Source organism: Methylobacterium gossipiicola, assembly GCF_900113485.1.
Taxonomy (GTDB): domain Bacteria; phylum Pseudomonadota; class Alphaproteobacteria; order Rhizobiales; family Beijerinckiaceae; genus Methylobacterium; species Methylobacterium gossipiicola.
The window spans coordinates 163,439-178,425 of sequence record NZ_FOPM01000006.1; the positions used below are offsets into that span (position 1 = coordinate 163,439).

Below are 14,987 nucleotides of genomic sequence, written 5' to 3' on the forward strand. Positions count from 1 at the left end.
GTCGGGATCAGACGAGGAGCAGGCCGGCCAGCGCGAGGATCAGGGCCGGCGGCATCACCAGGAGGCCGAGCTTGAGGAAGCGCCAGAAGCCGACATCCTGGCCCTCGCGCCGGATGGCGTTGAGCCACAGGATGGTGGCGAGGGAGCCCGTGACGGAGAGGTTCGGGCCGATATCGACGCCGATGAGCACCGCGCCCGCGACCGTGTCGGGCACGTGGGCGGTCTGCACGGCCGCCCCGGCGATGAGCCCGGCCGGCAGGTTGTTCACGAGGTTGCACAACAAAGCCACCAGGGTGCCGGCCCCCCAGGCGGTCTCGACGGGGGACGCGGCGGCGGCGCGCTTTAGGGCGTCGGCGATCATCGCGAGCACCCCCGTGGTTTCCAGGGCCTCGACCAGCACGAACAGGCCGGCCACGAGGGGCAGCACCGACCACGACACGTCTTTGACCACCTCCACGAGGCCGCCGCGCTTCATCAGCAGCACCGCGAGGGTGGTGAGGCCGCCGGCCGCGAAGGTCGGCAGGCCGAGGTCGCGGCCGAGCGCCGAGGCGCCGATGAGGACGCCGCCCGTGGCGACGATGCCCAGCCCGGCGATGAGGCCCGTGCGCGACAGGGAGACCGCCTCGACATCGGTGGCGACCTGCTGCCCGCGCAGGGTGGCGTTCTGGGTCAGGCGCAGGACCGCGTAGGTGGCGAGGATCGCCAGCACCGACGGCAGGGCGAACATGGCGAGCCACCGGGTCAGGGGCGGCATGTGCTCGGCGAACACCACGAGGTTGGCCGGATTCGAGATCGGCAGCACGAAGCTCGCCGCGTTGGCGATGAAGGCGCAGATGAAGAGGTACGGCAGCGGGTTCTCGACCTTGGCGGCCTTGGTGGCGGCGTAGACGGCGGGCGTCAGCACCACCGCGCAGGCGTCGTTCGAGAGGAACACCGTGACGACGGTGCCCACCCCGTAGATCAGGGTGAACAACCGGGTGGCCGAGCCCTTGGCGGCGCGCACGGCGATGCCGGCCAACCAGTCGAACAGCCCTTCCTTGCGGGCCACCTCCGACATCAGCATCATGCCGACGAGGAACAAGTAGACGTCCGTGCCCTTGAGGACGCCTTCCCAAGCGGTCCCGGCGGGCATCAGGCCGAACAGCACGAGGGCGACGGCGCCCAGCACCGCCCACACGGCCTCCGGCCAGGAGAAGGGCCGGGTGATGACCCCGAGGGTCGCGAGCGCGGCGATCCCCCAGGTGGCGAGGTTGGGTGTCAGTCCAGCGATCACGTCTCGATCTCCCCCAGCGCCCGGCGGGCGCGTCGTGTGGTCTTTCCCGGCGCCCAATCCCGCAGGATCGAACGGGTGGGCCGGTCTCCTTCGCCTCCGACAAGGAGAGTCGGCGCGTTACACTCTGTCCTGATGGATCTGCGGAAGTCCCGACGCGTCAGTCAGGATCACGCCAAGACCTCGCCTCCGAAAGGCGCCCGGCATTCCCTGTTTCGCAGGCAACGTGGGTTCCCTCCCTTGGACAGGGTGAGGTGTGGTCCATGTCTGAAAAGATCGCACACCTCACCCCAATCCTCTCCTTCGGGGAGAGGGAGCCTGTCACGCCTCGTCGATCCGGGGTGATCAACCGAGCCCCGCGCCCACCCACCCCTCACCATTTCCGCCCGTTTCGATTGGGTCCGAGCTGGTCGCCGCGCACGCCCTTCTGAGTCCAGGCGCCGATATTCGGTACGTCGCTGCCGGGCTTGTCCGGGATCAGGGCCACGACATCCGGCCCGTCGAATTCGGTCACGGGCGCGATGACGTCGGTGTCGACGAAATCCGGGCCGTGGCCGGTCCAATCCGGATGCACGGCCTCGACCTGGATCGTGCGGGCCTCCCTGGGCCAGGGCAGCCACACCTCGTAGACCCGGTCGGATACGCGGGTCATGCGGTGCCATGCGCCGGTCCCGGCCCGGGCATGGACGTAGCGCGGATCGACATCCGACAGCACCACGGCACGAACCCGGATGCGGCCCTGCGCGTCCCGTTCCAGGCCGGTGTTCTCCGCCGTGGCGGGGCGGGTCGCCACGCGCCGGTCGGCCGGGCTGGTGATGAGGACGAACGGCCAGGCCCGGTCGAGGGCCTTGAAGCGCCAGCTCGTCACCGGGCCGTCGAGGGCCGCCACGGCATAGCCGACGGAGCCGTCCTCGTTCTGGCCCACGGAACGGGCGGCGGCATACAATGTATGTCCGTCATGCGCGAGTTCGTTGTAGTGCGTGTGGCCCATCTCCACGAGGCGCACACCCGCCTCGAAGAACAGGCCGCCGATGTCGAGGCGTTCGTCGGGCTCGCGCAGGTCGTCCGGATAGGCGTGCATGAACACCGCGACGGGGATCTTTTCGTCCACCGCTTCGCCGATGCGCTCGTTCAGCCAGAGGGTCTGTTCGCGTCCGAGGCGAAAATCGAGGCCGATGCCCTTCCGGCCGTAGCCGGGGCTGACGATATCGACGAACAGGCAGCGCACGCCCCGGATGTCCTCGCAGGCGCAATAGTGCGGAACCGTCTCGACGGGCCAAACCTCGGCGTCCGGCGCCACGTGCTCGGGCGGCCGGTCGAGGTCCCATTCCGTGGGCGCCGGAACCGTCCGAGAGGCCGCGAGATCGGCATAGAACGCCCGAAAGTCATCCATCCGTCCGAACTGGCGGTCGTGGTCGCCCGGAATCAGGCGCACGGGCAGGTGAGGATGCGCCGCGAGGGCATCCGTGAGAATCCGGTACTGCGCGGCGCAGCCGTCTTCCGCGAGGTCGCCCGGCAGGTAGACGAAGTCGAAGGCGGTCTTCGGCGCGATGCCGTCGATCTGCCGGAGGATTTCCCGAAAGTCCCCGGCGTTGCGCGCCTCCGGCTTCGTCAGGTGCAGGTCGCCGACATGCAGGAACACCAGGGGGTCGGGCATCGGTGCCATGGCCCGGCCTCAGACCGCCGCGGCCGGCAGGGGCGCGGCGCCCCCGCCGGTGGCGTCGTTGCGGCCGGGCTCGTAGCCGTAGGTCTCCGGCATCACGAAGAGGTAGAGGGCGAATCCGAGGCCCGCGATGGCGGCCAGCGATAGGAAGGCGGTGGAATAGCCCGCCGAGACGATGATGACGCCGGCGAGCGTCGCCGACAGGGCGGCCCCGAGCCCCTGCGCCGTGGCCACCGCCCCCTGCGCGACGTTGAACCGGCCGGTGCCGCGGGTCAGGTCGGCGACCACGAGGGGGAACAGGGCGCCGTAGATCCCCGCCCCGATGCCGTCGAGGAGTTGCACGCCCACGAGGTAGAACGGGTTGTCGGAGAGCGTGTAGAGCACGCCGCGTACGGCGAGCACCCCGAAGGCGGCGAGGAAGATGGGCTTGCGCCCGATGGCGTCGGCCTTGGCGCCGACGAACACCGCCACCGGCACCATCACGAGTTGGGCCGCCACGATGCAGATGGCGATGAGCGAGGTGGCGTTGTCCTTGCCCGAGAGCTTGGTGAGGAGCTGGCCGACGGAGGTCAGCATCGCCGCGTTGGAGAGGTGGAACAGGGCGGCCAGCACGGCGAAGATCACGAGGTACTTGTTCTTCAGCAGCACGGAGAAGCCCGAGGGCTCCTCGCCGCCCTTGGCCTTGGCCTGCGACTCGGTCTCGTCGAGGCCGCGCGCGAGGTCGTCGTCGATGGCGTCGGCCGGCACCATCAGCATGGCGCCGATGCTGCACGCGGCGAGGATCGCCATGAGCCAGAACACCACGATGGGGCCGAAGAAATAGGCCGTGCCTCCGGCGATGGCCGCCGAGACGGCGTTTCCGGCGTGGTTGAAGCCCTCGTTGCGGCCGATGCGCTTGGCGAACATCTTCGGGCCGACGACGCCCAGCGTGATGGCGGCGAGCGCCGGCGGGAAGATCGCCCCGGCGATGCCGGCCACGGACTGGGTGGCGGCCACGAGGTAGAAGTTCGAGATGAACGGCAGCACGAGGCAGCTCAGCGTCACCGCGATGGCGCCGGCGATCACCACGGCGCGCTTGCGGTTCGTGCGGTCGATGAGGGCACCGGCCGGCGTTTGGGCGATGAGGCCGGCGATGCCCGCGATGGTCATGATCAGGCCGGTGGTGGCCTCGTTCCAACCCTGGTCCGGCCCGCGCACGGCGATGAGGTAGATGGCGAGATAAGGCCCCAGGCCGTCGCGGACGTCAGCGAGGAAGAAGTTGAGGGCGTCGAGGCCGCGCAGGGTGCGGGCGGAGGGCGCGCGCGCGACGGCGCCGCCGGAGGTGTTCGCCTCGGACACGGATGAGCCCTTCCTGACGTCGCCGACGTCGCAAGATGATCGCGGATCGTGAACGCGCTCCGGCGCGCAACCAGAGTTCGTTCAGCGACCGGAAATCGCCGGGTCGACAGGCCGGTTCCGTACAACGTGGATTAAATTCGCGTGTGCTTCGTGGGTACCCGTTCGGCCGTGTCCCGCCGGAGCGTTTCACGACATGAGGGCCGCCGCCCCGCTCCACGCCGACGCGGCAGTCGGCAAGCTCCCCGCTCACGGCCCATGCGGGAGGGACGCAACGGCGATCGCCCCTCCGACACGCTCGAACGAGGCGAACAGATCAACCGGTCCGCGCGCGACGCCTCCGCGGCCAATGGCGCGGCGCCGATCCCGATCCGTCGATGAACTCGAATGCACCCGTCCGGTTCAGGGTGTGGAGGCGGGAGCCCGGAAAGGTCGGGCCGGCCCGCAGGGTGGTCTCCACGGTCTGGGCGTAGCCGTCGTCGTCGAGGCGGTCGATGCGGGCGAGCGACAGGGCCTCGCCGTAGCCCCGCCTGCAATCCTGGACCGGGCGGATGAGGGCGCCGCCCCGGGCGACGATGCGGCCGGCCGGGCGGGCGGCGGCGAAATCGACGAGGACGGGATTGCGCCGATGCGGCGTCCACGGCCCTCGGAAATCGGGGGCCGACCACAGGTGCAGGGCATCGGAATAGGCGCCCTGCGCCGCCCGCTCGGGGGCCTCGGGGTCGCGGTCGCGCACGGTGGCGAACAGCCACCAGCGGCCGTCCCGTTCGAGGAGGGTGGCGTCGCTCGCGGTCACGCCCGCGACGAGGGTCGCGACCTTGACCCAGCCCCCCGGAAACGCCGTGGCGCGGTAGAGATCGACGGTGCCGGCGCCGCCGCTCTCGGGGATCATCCAGTGGGCGCCGTCGCGTTCGAACACGAACGGGTAGGAGAGGTGGTGGGGCGCCTCCAGCACCGGCACCGGCACGCCCTCGGGGCCGTCCGGCCCGAAGGCCACGGCCGAGATGAGGCCCCGCCCGGTGGCGTGGGGATATTCCTCCACGAACAGGATCGTGCGTCCATCGTGTTCGATGGGGAACGGATCGGCGTAGAACCGAAGGCCGTCGTCCGGCAGGTCGCGCCAGCCCCGGGGCAGGCGACGGAGATCGACGACGTCCGGCCCCGCGAGGGGGCGCCAGCCGACCCGCCAATGCGGCGTCCGGTACCCCAGGCAATGCAGGCGCGCCGCCACCATGCGGGCGAGCATCTGGACCCCACGGGCGCCGACGGCGGCGACGGACAGGCCGGCGGCGGCGGGGGGCGGACACGCGTCGGCGGACAGGCGGGGCGCACCGGCCTCATCGCCGGCCAGGGCCGCGCGGATCAGATCGACGGTGCGGATCAAACCGTCCTCGAACGCCATCCGCCGCACCGTGAGGGATTCGGTCCCCAGGCGCCCGGCGGCGACGACCCGATCCCCCTCCATCAGGGCGGCGACGGGCGCGCGCCCGGCGAGCAAGGCGGCGAGCAGCCCGGCCTCGCCGCAGGCCCCGTCGAAGGTCAGCCGCCAGACCCGGCGCCCCGGCGCGGGAGCGACATCGCCGCAGAGGTCGAGGACGAGGCCCGTGGGCGCGAGATCGGGATAGGCGGCCAGGGCCGACGGGGGCACGGACGCGGCCGGGCCGTCGCCGGGCAGGCGCCGCAGACGGGCCTCCATGGCGAACAGGAGGTCAGCATTGGCCGGCAGCCCGCCCGGACCGGGGGCGCGCCCGACCGAGAGGCTGCGCCCGGGCTGCCGGGCCAGGGCCTCGAGGAGGCGCAGGTGCCAGCGGCGCGGGCGACGTCCGTCGAGGCGTAGGCCGATCCGCGACGGCGTCGATCCATCCCGCATGCCGGGTCAGGCCGGGGACGCCACGGGGATCACCGCCATGGCGTGGCCCTGGACCGTGCGGTGATGCGCGAACAGGCGGCTCATCTGGGCCGTCACCGCGTAGGGCGCCGTCTTGGCGTGGATCGCCCGCGGATCGAGGCGGCCGTGGCGGATCGCGTCCCACAACGCCGCGAAGCCGTCCGCCAGGGCCTCGGCCGAAGCGTGCTGGCTGTCGGCCCGCTCGACCAGGAAGCCGCTGGTGCCGGCCTCGATCAACCCGTCGAATTGCGGCAGGCGGATCGCGCCGAACGGCCGCCCGCTGGCGAGCCCTTCGAGGAGGAAGCACGGCATGCCCTCGAAGAACGAGGTGAGGATGCCGGCATGGCACAAGGCCATGATCCGGGCGACACCGGCCGCGTCCTGGAAACCGTGCCGCACGGTGAGGTCTTCGATCGCGGCGAATTCGGGGAACCGCGTCGGGTCGCTCGCCCCGACATAGTGGAACGCGACCTTGCCGCCGAGGCGGGCGCGCAGGGCCGCCACCGTCGCGAACATCAGCGACGGGTCCTTGAAGGCGTCGAGGCGCCCGGCGAAGACGAGGCGGAACACGCCGTCGTCGCAGACGAAGGGCCGGGCCGAGAACTGGCCGGTATCGACCGAAACGGTGAGCACCTCGGCCTTCGGCAACTCGCGGGGGAACTCCGTGGCGATGCGCTTCACGATGGCCGGGTTGACGCAGAAGATGCCCGTGGCCCAGCGCAGGGCGAGGCGCTCGCCGAAGCTGTGCAGGAACCAGTACGACTTGATGAGGGAATCCATCTTGTCCGCCCGGCTGCCCTCGCCATGGACCATCTGGAAGGCCGGGAGGCCCAGCAGGCGGGCCAGGGGGGCGAACTCGAAGCGGTGCAGGTCGGCGGTGGCGGGGCCCGGCCCGATGGCCCGGCGGATCGCCCCGAGATGGCGCAGGGCACCCAGGACGTAGTGCAGGGTGACGGATTGCGCGAGGTGCCGGGCGGCATGGTTCACGTCCCGCGCCCCGATCCGGGCCACGGGCAGGAAGTCGATGGTGCGGTCCTCCAGGGTCAGGGACCGGACCTGCCCCAGGGTGCAGTCGCCGACCTCGTCGATGCCGACGAACAGCACCGACACGTCCGCCGGATGGTGGCGCAGGATCTGCCGGATATGGGTCTCGATGCCGCCGACCTTCGCGCCGCGCGGGTCCATCGTGTACATGACACAGATGCGGTAGCGGCCCGGCTGGCCCGCCTCCGGACGGGCGAGCACCCCGAGGGCGCGCAGGGCCGGCTCGACCACCGCGAGGGTCCCGAACAGGCCGGCGCAGCGTGCATAGCGGCTCCCCAGGGCCTTGGGGGCGTGGACGAGACGCCACAGCCATTCGAGGCGCGCCGACCGCACGAGGCGGGGCGCCCGGACCTGCTTGCCCGACAGGAAGTCGAGGGCCGCTCCGATGCAGACGAGGCCCAGGGCCGGATGCCGGGCGAAGGCACGGGCAGCGAACAGCTCCTGCTTCGGCGCCCCGAGCGCCAGGAACACGAGGCGCGCCCCCGAGGCCGCGATCCGGTCGGCATCCGCGTCGGCCTCGGGCGAGGCGGGATCGAAACCGTAGGGCGGGGCGTGCCAGCCCCGGATATCGAGGCTCGGATGCGCGGCCCGCAACGCGGCGGCCGCCCCCGCGAGGCTCTCTTCGGTGGCCCCGAACAGATAGACCGGCACCCCATCCGCGGCTGCGGCGCCGCAGAGGGGCAGCACGAGGTCGGCCCCCGTGGTCACCTGCAGGGAGGCGCCGAGGGTGGCGCGCGCCTGACGCCGGGCGAGGAGGACCACGGGCCAGCCGTCGGCGCTCACGAGGCTCGCCGCCCGGTAGGCGGCCCGGAAGCCCGGATGGTCGCGCAGCTTCACGAGGTGGTCGAGGTTGAGGGTGAAGAACGTGAATCCCCGTCCCGTCGCGGCGCGCGCGCGCACGGCGGACACGGCCTGCCGGGGCGAAATGACGTTGATGAACTGGCCGTCGACACGGGGGGCGGCGCTGGACGGGGGCGGCGTCACGGTCATCGTCTGTCTCTCGTCGTGGCAGGCGGCCCCAGGGACAAGCGGGTTCAATACGGCACCGTCGAGGGGTTCGCGCGCGCGGCCGAGGCCCCCACGGGCTGGAGGACCGAGCCACGGTCCGGGTCCGCCGCGAGGGGACGACGCGGATCGGCGACGCGGCGTCGGGCCTGCGGTCGCCCGTGGCGCAGGAGGGCCGCGACGAGGCTGGCGGCGACGGCGCAGGCGAGGGCGATGAGCAGCACCGCGCGGGTGTTGGGGCTCGACGGCTTGTCCGGCGCGATGGCGGGGGCGATGATGCGGGCGACGGGCGTGTCGATGCTGTCCTGGGCGAGGTTACCGTTGGCCTTGAGGAAGCGCAGGTAGATGGCGCGGGCCGCCTCCACATCCCGCTCGAGCTCGCGCAGACGCACGATGGACTGGTTGGTCTGGACCGCCTCGCGGTTCTGCTGGGCGACCTGACGCTGAAGCAGGGCCTCGTTCGCCGCCGCGATGGCGACCTCCCCGCGCTGGGTGTCGGCGATGCGGCGCAGTTCGGCGGTGATGAGGGCGCGGATGCCGGCGCGTTGGCGTCCGACCTCCTGCAGGGCGGGGTGGCGGGCCCCCAGGGTGGTGCCGAGGGTGTCCTGCTGGCGCTGGATCTCGGCGGCCTGCAGCCGCAACTGCTGGATCACCCCGGATTTGGCCGCGTCGCCCGTGGCGCCGGGATCGCCGGATTTCAGCGCCCGCTCGGTCTCGGCGAGGCGGGTGCGGGCCTCGAAGGTCTTGAGCTGGGCCTTGGCGAGTTCGGCCGTGGCGGCCTCGAGCTTCTGGTCGCTCACGAGCCGGCCGTTGGCGCTGACGATGTGGGCCTCGGTCTTGAACGCCTCGACCCGCGCCTCGGCCTCGTGGATCTTGTCGCCGAGTTCGGCGAGCCGACGGTCGATCCAGACGCTCTCGGCGTTCGACGCCTTGGATTTCGCGTCGATCTGATCGTCGATGAAGGCGCGGGCGACGCCGTTGGCGAGGCGCGCGGCGGTCTTGGGATCGGCGGACCACGCCTCGACCTCGAGGATCAGCGTCCGCTCGGAGCGGCGCACCACGAGGTGTTCGGCCAGAGCCGCCGTCGCCGTCTGCTTCGGATCGTCCTTCGGGGGCGGGCTCGCCTCCGTGCGCAGGCCGAGCGCCTCCTTCAGCCGCCGCAGCGGGCCGGGGCGGCCGGAGGTGAATTCAGGGTCCTTCGTGAGTTGCTGGGCGTCCACCACCCGGCCGAGGACCGCCGGAGAGGCGATGAGGCGGGACTGACTGTCGAGGACGCTGGTGTCGATGGACTGGCGCTGGCCGGCATCGGCGCTGAGGCTCGTGCCCCCGCGCGGGTCGAGGAGCAGGGTCGCGGACGAGCGGTACAAGGGCTGAGCCAGGCTGAGATAGATCACCGCCCCGCAGAGGACGAGGGCCGAGACGAGGACCATCACGGGCACCTGACGGCGCAGGATGGCGCCGAGTTCGCGCAAGGTCACGAGGTCACCGGACGGACGCCCGGCGGTGAGATCGTCCGGGGACCGGAAGGTAGGCATCTCCGAACTCACGTCTCGCGCTCCGTGCAGCGTTCGCCCTATTCCCGTCCTGAAGCGGCAGCCACGGTGGAAGACCGACACGGACAATCGCCGCGCCCGATCCCTCGGGTCAAGGCCGGACCCTAGGGGTGTGATCGTTTCCGAACTCCTTCCAAGGACGGCCTTCGTCAACGCTTTCGATCATTCTGTGGACGACGAGGCCCGGTAATCACCCCATTAAGAAATATGGCCGCACCGTTCGGTCGGCCGTAATCTTGACAGCGCGGGCGTTTCTCAATTCTCGACCCGGTTTTCTCAATCCATCGCCGAGGCGCGGCCTCGCGGACCGGGCGGGGAGCCGGGCACTGATCTTGCTGTGATGGGAACGAAAGACCGATCCGGGGGAAACACCGTCCCGGACCGGCACGGAACCCCCACGGCGGGACAGGCCGGACCGCAAGGCCAAGGGCGTGCCCTGACGGGCGACGATCCCGAGGCGCCCCCACCCATCGCCCCGAGGACCCCATGAGCGTGACGCAGAACCCCGTCTTCACCGATTGGACGCCCCGGCACGCGGAGTTGTTCAAGCATCAGCCCCTACGCCTGGCGCATCGGCTGCACGAATCGCCGCTCTTCAGCCGCGCGGCCCTCGCGAGCCTGATCGAGAACTATCCGCGCCAATCGTACAATCTCGTCCACATGGGTCCGGCCGGCCAGCGGCGCCTGTGGCGCGAGGGCGAGATCGGCGACCTCTCCGGCGCCGAGGTGATCGATGCCGTCGAGAAGGGCCGCATCTGGATCAATCTGCGCGACGTCCGCAGGATCGACCGGCGCTACGACGACCTCCTGCGGGACGTGTTCGGCGAGCTGAAGGAACGCATGCCGTCCTTCGACACGGAGAACCACGGGATGGGCATCCTCATCTCGTCGCCGAAAGCGCAGGTCTATTACCATTGCGATCTGCCGGGTCAGGCCCTGTGGCAGATCGTGGGCCGCAAGCGCCTCTATCTCTACCCGAACACGCCCCCGTTCCTGCACCCGCAGGACCTCGAGGACATCGCCCTGTTCGGTCAGGAGATCGACATGCCCTACCAGCCCTGGTTCGAGGAGCATGCCACCGCCTACGACCTCGAGCCGGGACAGATGATGCACTGGCCCCTCAACGCGCCGCACCGCGTCGAGAACTTCGATTGCCTCAACGTCTCGATGACGATGGAGTATTGGACGAAGGAGATTCGCCGCAAGCACATCGTCAATGTCGGCAACGCGATCCTGCGCACCCGCCTCGGCGTGACGCCGAAGAGCCGCGCCATCGAGGGGCCGGGCTTCCTCGCCAAGGCCGTGGTCCAGAAGGCCCTCAAGGGGCGCAAATGGACGATGCGGGGCGCCGAGAAGAAGGGCCGCCCGCCGGTGGATTTCCGCCTCGACCGCGCGCACCTCGGGCAGATCGTCGACCTGCCGAACGCCGCCCCCTCCACCGCCTCGGTCTGATCTCCGGCGTGTCCATGCCCCTCGCCTGCGCAACGGTGGCCTCCGCCGCCTACGACGTCACCGTCTCGGACGACTGGGCCGCCACGGAGCGCCTGTGGCGCCCCCTCATGGAAGCCGGTGTTCCGACGCCGTTCCAGGACGGGGCGTGGCTGCGGACCTGGTACGCGACCCTCGGCACCCGGCCGGGGACCCGCCCCCTCCTCGTCACCGTCCGGGACACGGAAACCGGGCGGATCGCCGCCGCCCTTCCCTGGGCGATGGCGCGGGAGGGCGGCTTGCGGGTGGTGGGCTTCGCCGATGGCGGCATCACCGACTACAACGCCGCGCTCCTCGGCCCCGCCGCGCCGGCCGACCCGGCGGCCTGGAGCCGCCTCGCGGCGGCGGTGCGGGCGGCGCTGCCGCCAGCCGACCTCCTGCGCCTCACGAAACTCGCCGGTCCCGTCGCCGCCTGGCCGGGCGCCGCCCCGATGGCCCTGAACGGCAACCTCATCCGCATCGACGGACCGTGGGAGGCGTTTCACCGGGGCCTCGAACGCACCTTCCGCAAGGAACTCGAACGCAGCGGGCGGGTGTTCGCCCGCCACGACGGCGCGGCGTTCCGGCGGATCCTCGACCCCGCCGAGGCCGGCCCGGTCCTGACCGCGCTGGAGGGCCTGCAACGGGCGCGCATCGCCGATCTCGGCCTGCCCTACATCCTCGACGATCCGGCCGTCGCCCGACACTACCGCACCCTCGTGGAACGGGGTCTGGGCGACGGCGGCGTGGTTCTGACTGCGCTCACGGCGGGCGCCGAGGTGGTGGGCGCCCTCCTGGGCCTGCGTTCGGGCGAGCACTACGCCATGGTGCGCCTCGCCGCCGCCGGGGGGCCGTGGCGCAACGCCTCGCCGGGGCGCCTGCTCATCGCCCGCACCCTGGAGCACCTCCACGGGCAGGGCGTCCGCACCTTCGACTTCACCATCGGCGACTACGACTACAAGCGCCGCTTCGGGGTGGTGTCCGTGCCCCTGACGACGGTGCTCTCGCCCCTCTCGCCCCGGGGCCTGCCGTCCTGGGGGGCCGACCGCGCCCGTCGCCTCGCCAAGCGCCAGGCCTGGATCGTCGCCCTGCGCCGCCGCCTCAAGGGGGGCCGACGCGTCGCCGGTGCTCCGGCCAAGGGCGCCAAGGTCTGACCGCGCGGGATCAGGCCGCCCGACGGCGGTTGGGCCACGCCTCGCGGAACAGCAGCGCGAGGGCCGCCAGGTAGAGGCCGCCGGCCCCCGCGACGGCGGCGACCAGCAGGCCCGCGCTCGGCTGCGGCGGCATCCGGGCCAGGGCCGCGAGCATGAGGCCCGTGGCCGCCGCGATGCGGAGGACCGGCCAGGCGGGAATGCGCAGGCCCTCCCGGTAGGCGGCGCCGAAGCCCGCGAGAAAGCCGACGATGCTCCCCGCCAGGCAGCCCAGGCACGCGCCGAGCAACCCGCCGGCCACGAGCCCGACGGTGCAGCCCGCGAGGGTCGCCACGCTCTCGACGATGGTGACCTTGAGGAGGAGACCGGGCGTCTCGCGCAGGAGGAACACCTGATCGGCGCAATGGACGCGCACGTTGCGCACGGCCGCCGCCAGGGCCGCCACGGGCAGGATCATGCGGGTCGCCGCCTGGAACTCCGCCCCGATGAACAGATCGACGAGGGCGGGAGTCAGCCAGATCACCCCGGCGGTGGACGGCACCACCACGGCGAGGAGGAACAAGCCGTTGCGCGCCACCTGATCGTAGGCTTCCGCCGGGCCGGCCTGCTCCATCCGCCGCACGGCGAGGGGAAACGCCGCCGCCGTCACCAGCATGGCGGCGACCGACAGGAGCCGCTGGCCCAACCCCCATCCGACGGAGAGGAGCCCGACGGCCTCCGTGCCGTCGAGGCGCTCGACGATGACCCGGATGCCGTTCACGGAGGCCCAGGCGATGATGCCGCTCAGCAGCAGCGGCGTGCTGTAGGCCAGGGCGACGCGCACGATTCCCGTATCGAGGCGGATCGTGCGGGTGTGGGGAAGGCGCAGCCAGATCACCGGCAGGACCGCGGCATGGGCGACGGCGAAGCCCATGAGCACGGCCGCGGCGGAATTCTCGGCCCGCGCCAGCACCGCCGCCAGGGCGAAACCCGCCACGGGTCCGGCGGTCTGCGCCAGGGTGTAGACGCCGATGGCGCCCCCCGCCCGCGCGCGTTCGGCCAGATGGGTCGTGAGGGTGCGGGAAATGGTGAAGCCGAAGGCGACGGCGAGGAACCCCGGTGTCAGCGGGAGGTGGCCCGTCGCCAGAACCACCCAGGTGACGGCGATCTGTAGCCCGGCGCTGATGAGAAGAACGGCGTTCTCGTGCGCCGCCTGCCCGGCCCGTCCGTCCGCGCCCAAGCCGGCGCCGTAGCGCAGGACGTAGGACGACCACCAGGCGAGGCAGAGCTGGAACACCAGCTCCTGCAAGGCCATGACGAGGGCGACGATGCCGTATTCCTCCGGCGGCAACCAATGCGTCCAGGCGACGACGGCGGCGAACTGCGACGCGGGTCCGATGAGCTGGGCCGGGAGATAGCGGAGGGTATGGCTCAAGAGCACGGCAACCCTCCTTTGGTGTTTCGGGCGCGGACGCGGCGACGTTGCTCCGCGGGCTCCTTCCAAGCCATGAACGGCGTCACGGATAATCCCCGCCATCGAGGAGGGTGGTAAACAACGCCTCGTAGCGCGCCACCGCCGCCGCGACGGAGAAGGTCGCCGCGCGGGCGATCCTGTCCGCCGGCTCGCCCGGATCGGCCAGCATCGCGTCGATGGCGGCGGCGAGGGCGGCGGCGTCGCCCACGGGTACGAGGGCGCCGAACCGCCCCCCCTCCAGGATCTCCACCGGCCCGTCGCAGGCCGTCGAAGCCACGGGCAGGCCGTGGGCCAGGGCCTCGACCAAGACGTTGCCGAACGCCTCCGCCCGCGAGGACGCGGCGAAGCACGCCGCCTCGCGGTAGAGGTGCCAGGGCCGCTCGACATGCCCCGCCAGGGTGACGCGGCCGGCAAGGCCGAGGTCGGAGATGAGGGCTTCGAGGGCCGGGCGCTCGGGGCCTTCGCCGACGATGACGAGGCTGGCGTCGCGGCGCACCCGGGCGAAGGCCCGCAGCAGGGTGGCGAAATCCTTGGCCGGGGCGAGGCGCCCCACGGCCAGGACGCGGCGGGGCCGGGCGCGAAGCTCGGCCGCTCCCTGAGCCGGGCGCGCGGCCTCCACCTCCACGGGGTTGTAGAGGCGCACCGAACGCCCCGGCACGGCGCCGGCTTCACGGACGTAATGCGCCATCAGACCGTCCGACACGAAGACCGACCGGGCGGTGAGGCGGGCGAGCACGGGCGTCGCGGCGTTGCCGAGGCGGCTGAGGCGCTGCGGCTCGCTCGCCGGATGGCCATGGAACGACAGGACGGCGCGGCGGGCGCGCCCGGCGAGGCACGCCGCCACCCCGTGCTTCAGGTTCGAGACGGCGAGGGCCGACAGCGACAGGTCCGGTGTCTCCCGCGCCAGGTGCCGTGCGAGGCGCGCCACCGCCACGGCATGGTTTCCCCCGAGGGGAAGGCGCCGCACGCGGGGATCGAGGGCCGCCGCCGCACCCTCGCCATCGTGGTCGTACGCCAGGGTCACGGCATGGCCCCGCGCCGCGAGGCCGGAGGCCAGCAGCGCCCAGACCCGCTCGGCCCCGCCCCCCGTCACGGCATGGGTGTAGAACAGGAGCGAGCGGCGGATGGGCGAAGCCCCTTCGTGCGGCGCCATGCGCG

The 14,987-nt window shown here is 71.9% G+C and carries 10 protein-coding genes; 2 read left to right on the forward strand and 8 right to left on the reverse strand.

What is annotated here, in order from left to right; genetic code table 11:
* Positions 1-7: 7 nt before the first annotated feature.
* The 6 genes from BM249_RS07230 to BM249_RS07260 form a co-directional block, all read right to left on the reverse strand.
* Positions 8-1,273, reverse strand: a complete 1,266-nt coding sequence (locus BM249_RS07230; protein WP_091970383.1) for an arsenic transporter — start codon at positions 1,271-1,273, stop codon at positions 8-10.
* 370 nt (positions 1,274-1,643) lie between these two features.
* Positions 1,644-2,936 (reverse strand): metallophosphoesterase family protein, encoded by a 1,293-nt coding sequence (locus BM249_RS07235; protein ID WP_091970385.1) that lies wholly within the window; start codon positions 2,934-2,936, stop codon positions 1,644-1,646.
* 9 nt (positions 2,937-2,945) lie between these two features.
* The gene (locus BM249_RS07240; protein ID WP_091970387.1) at positions 2,946-4,271 is read right to left on the reverse strand and encodes an MFS transporter; all 1,326 of its coding nucleotides are present in this window, start codon (positions 4,269-4,271) and stop codon (positions 2,946-2,948) included.
* A gap of 313 nt (positions 4,272-4,584) precedes the next feature.
* Complete coding sequence (locus tag BM249_RS07245; protein ID WP_091970389.1) at positions 4,585-6,138, reverse strand: glucosamine inositolphosphorylceramide transferase family protein; 1,554 nt, start codon at positions 6,136-6,138, stop codon at positions 4,585-4,587.
* 6 nt (positions 6,139-6,144) lie between these two features.
* Complete coding sequence (locus BM249_RS21845; RefSeq protein WP_210186989.1) at positions 6,145-8,190, reverse strand: WecB/TagA/CpsF family glycosyltransferase; 2,046 nt, start codon at positions 8,188-8,190, stop codon at positions 6,145-6,147.
* 44 nt (positions 8,191-8,234) lie between these two features.
* Entirely contained in the window at positions 8,235-9,752 is a 1,518-nt protein-coding gene (locus BM249_RS07260; RefSeq protein WP_143103701.1) for a GumC family protein, read from the reverse strand.
* A gap of 492 nt (positions 9,753-10,244) precedes the next feature.
* Between BM249_RS07260 and BM249_RS07265 the strand changes: the two genes are divergently transcribed.
* Both BM249_RS07265 and BM249_RS07270 read left to right on the forward strand, forming a co-directional pair.
* Positions 10,245-11,210, forward strand: coding sequence for a cupin-like domain-containing protein (locus BM249_RS07265; protein ID WP_091970392.1), 966 nt, complete (start codon positions 10,245-10,247; stop codon positions 11,208-11,210).
* 14 nt (positions 11,211-11,224) lie between these two features.
* Positions 11,225-12,379 carry a GNAT family N-acetyltransferase gene (locus tag BM249_RS07270; protein ID WP_244528637.1) on the forward strand — a complete coding sequence of 385 codons (1,155 nt, stop codon included), beginning with the start codon at positions 11,225-11,227 and terminating at the stop codon, positions 12,377-12,379.
* A gap of 10 nt (positions 12,380-12,389) precedes the next feature.
* Here the strand turns inward: BM249_RS07270 and BM249_RS07275 are convergent, their stop codons facing one another.
* Complete coding sequence (locus BM249_RS07275; RefSeq protein WP_177232348.1) at positions 12,390-13,790, reverse strand: lipopolysaccharide biosynthesis protein; 1,401 nt, start codon at positions 13,788-13,790, stop codon at positions 12,390-12,392.
* A gap of 82 nt (positions 13,791-13,872) precedes the next feature.
* On the reverse strand, positions 13,873-14,982 hold the full coding sequence (locus BM249_RS07280; protein ID WP_091970398.1) for a glycosyltransferase: 1,110 nt from the start codon (positions 14,980-14,982) through the stop codon (positions 13,873-13,875).
* Positions 14,983-14,987: the final 5 nt, after the last annotated feature.

Excerpts from the sequence above, each read along its gene's own strand:
- BM249_RS07235 (WP_091970385.1), bottom strand. The coding sequence starts at position 2,936 with ATGGCACCGATGCCCGACCCCCTGGTGTTCCTGCATGTCGGCGACCTG.
- BM249_RS07245 (WP_091970389.1), bottom strand. The coding sequence starts at position 6,138 with ATGCGGGATGGATCGACGCCGTCGCGGATCGGCCTACGCCTCGACGGA.
- BM249_RS21845 (WP_210186989.1), bottom strand. The coding sequence starts at position 8,190 with ATGACCGTGACGCCGCCCCCGTCCAGCGCCGCCCCCCGTGTCGACGGC.
- BM249_RS07265 (WP_091970392.1), top strand. The coding sequence starts at position 10,245 with ATGAGCGTGACGCAGAACCCCGTCTTCACCGATTGGACGCCCCGGCAC.
- BM249_RS07270 (WP_244528637.1), top strand. The coding sequence starts at position 11,225 with ATGCCCCTCGCCTGCGCAACGGTGGCCTCCGCCGCCTACGACGTCACC.
- BM249_RS07280 (WP_091970398.1), bottom strand. The coding sequence starts at position 14,982 with ATGGCGCCGCACGAAGGGGCTTCGCCCATCCGCCGCTCGCTCCTGTTC.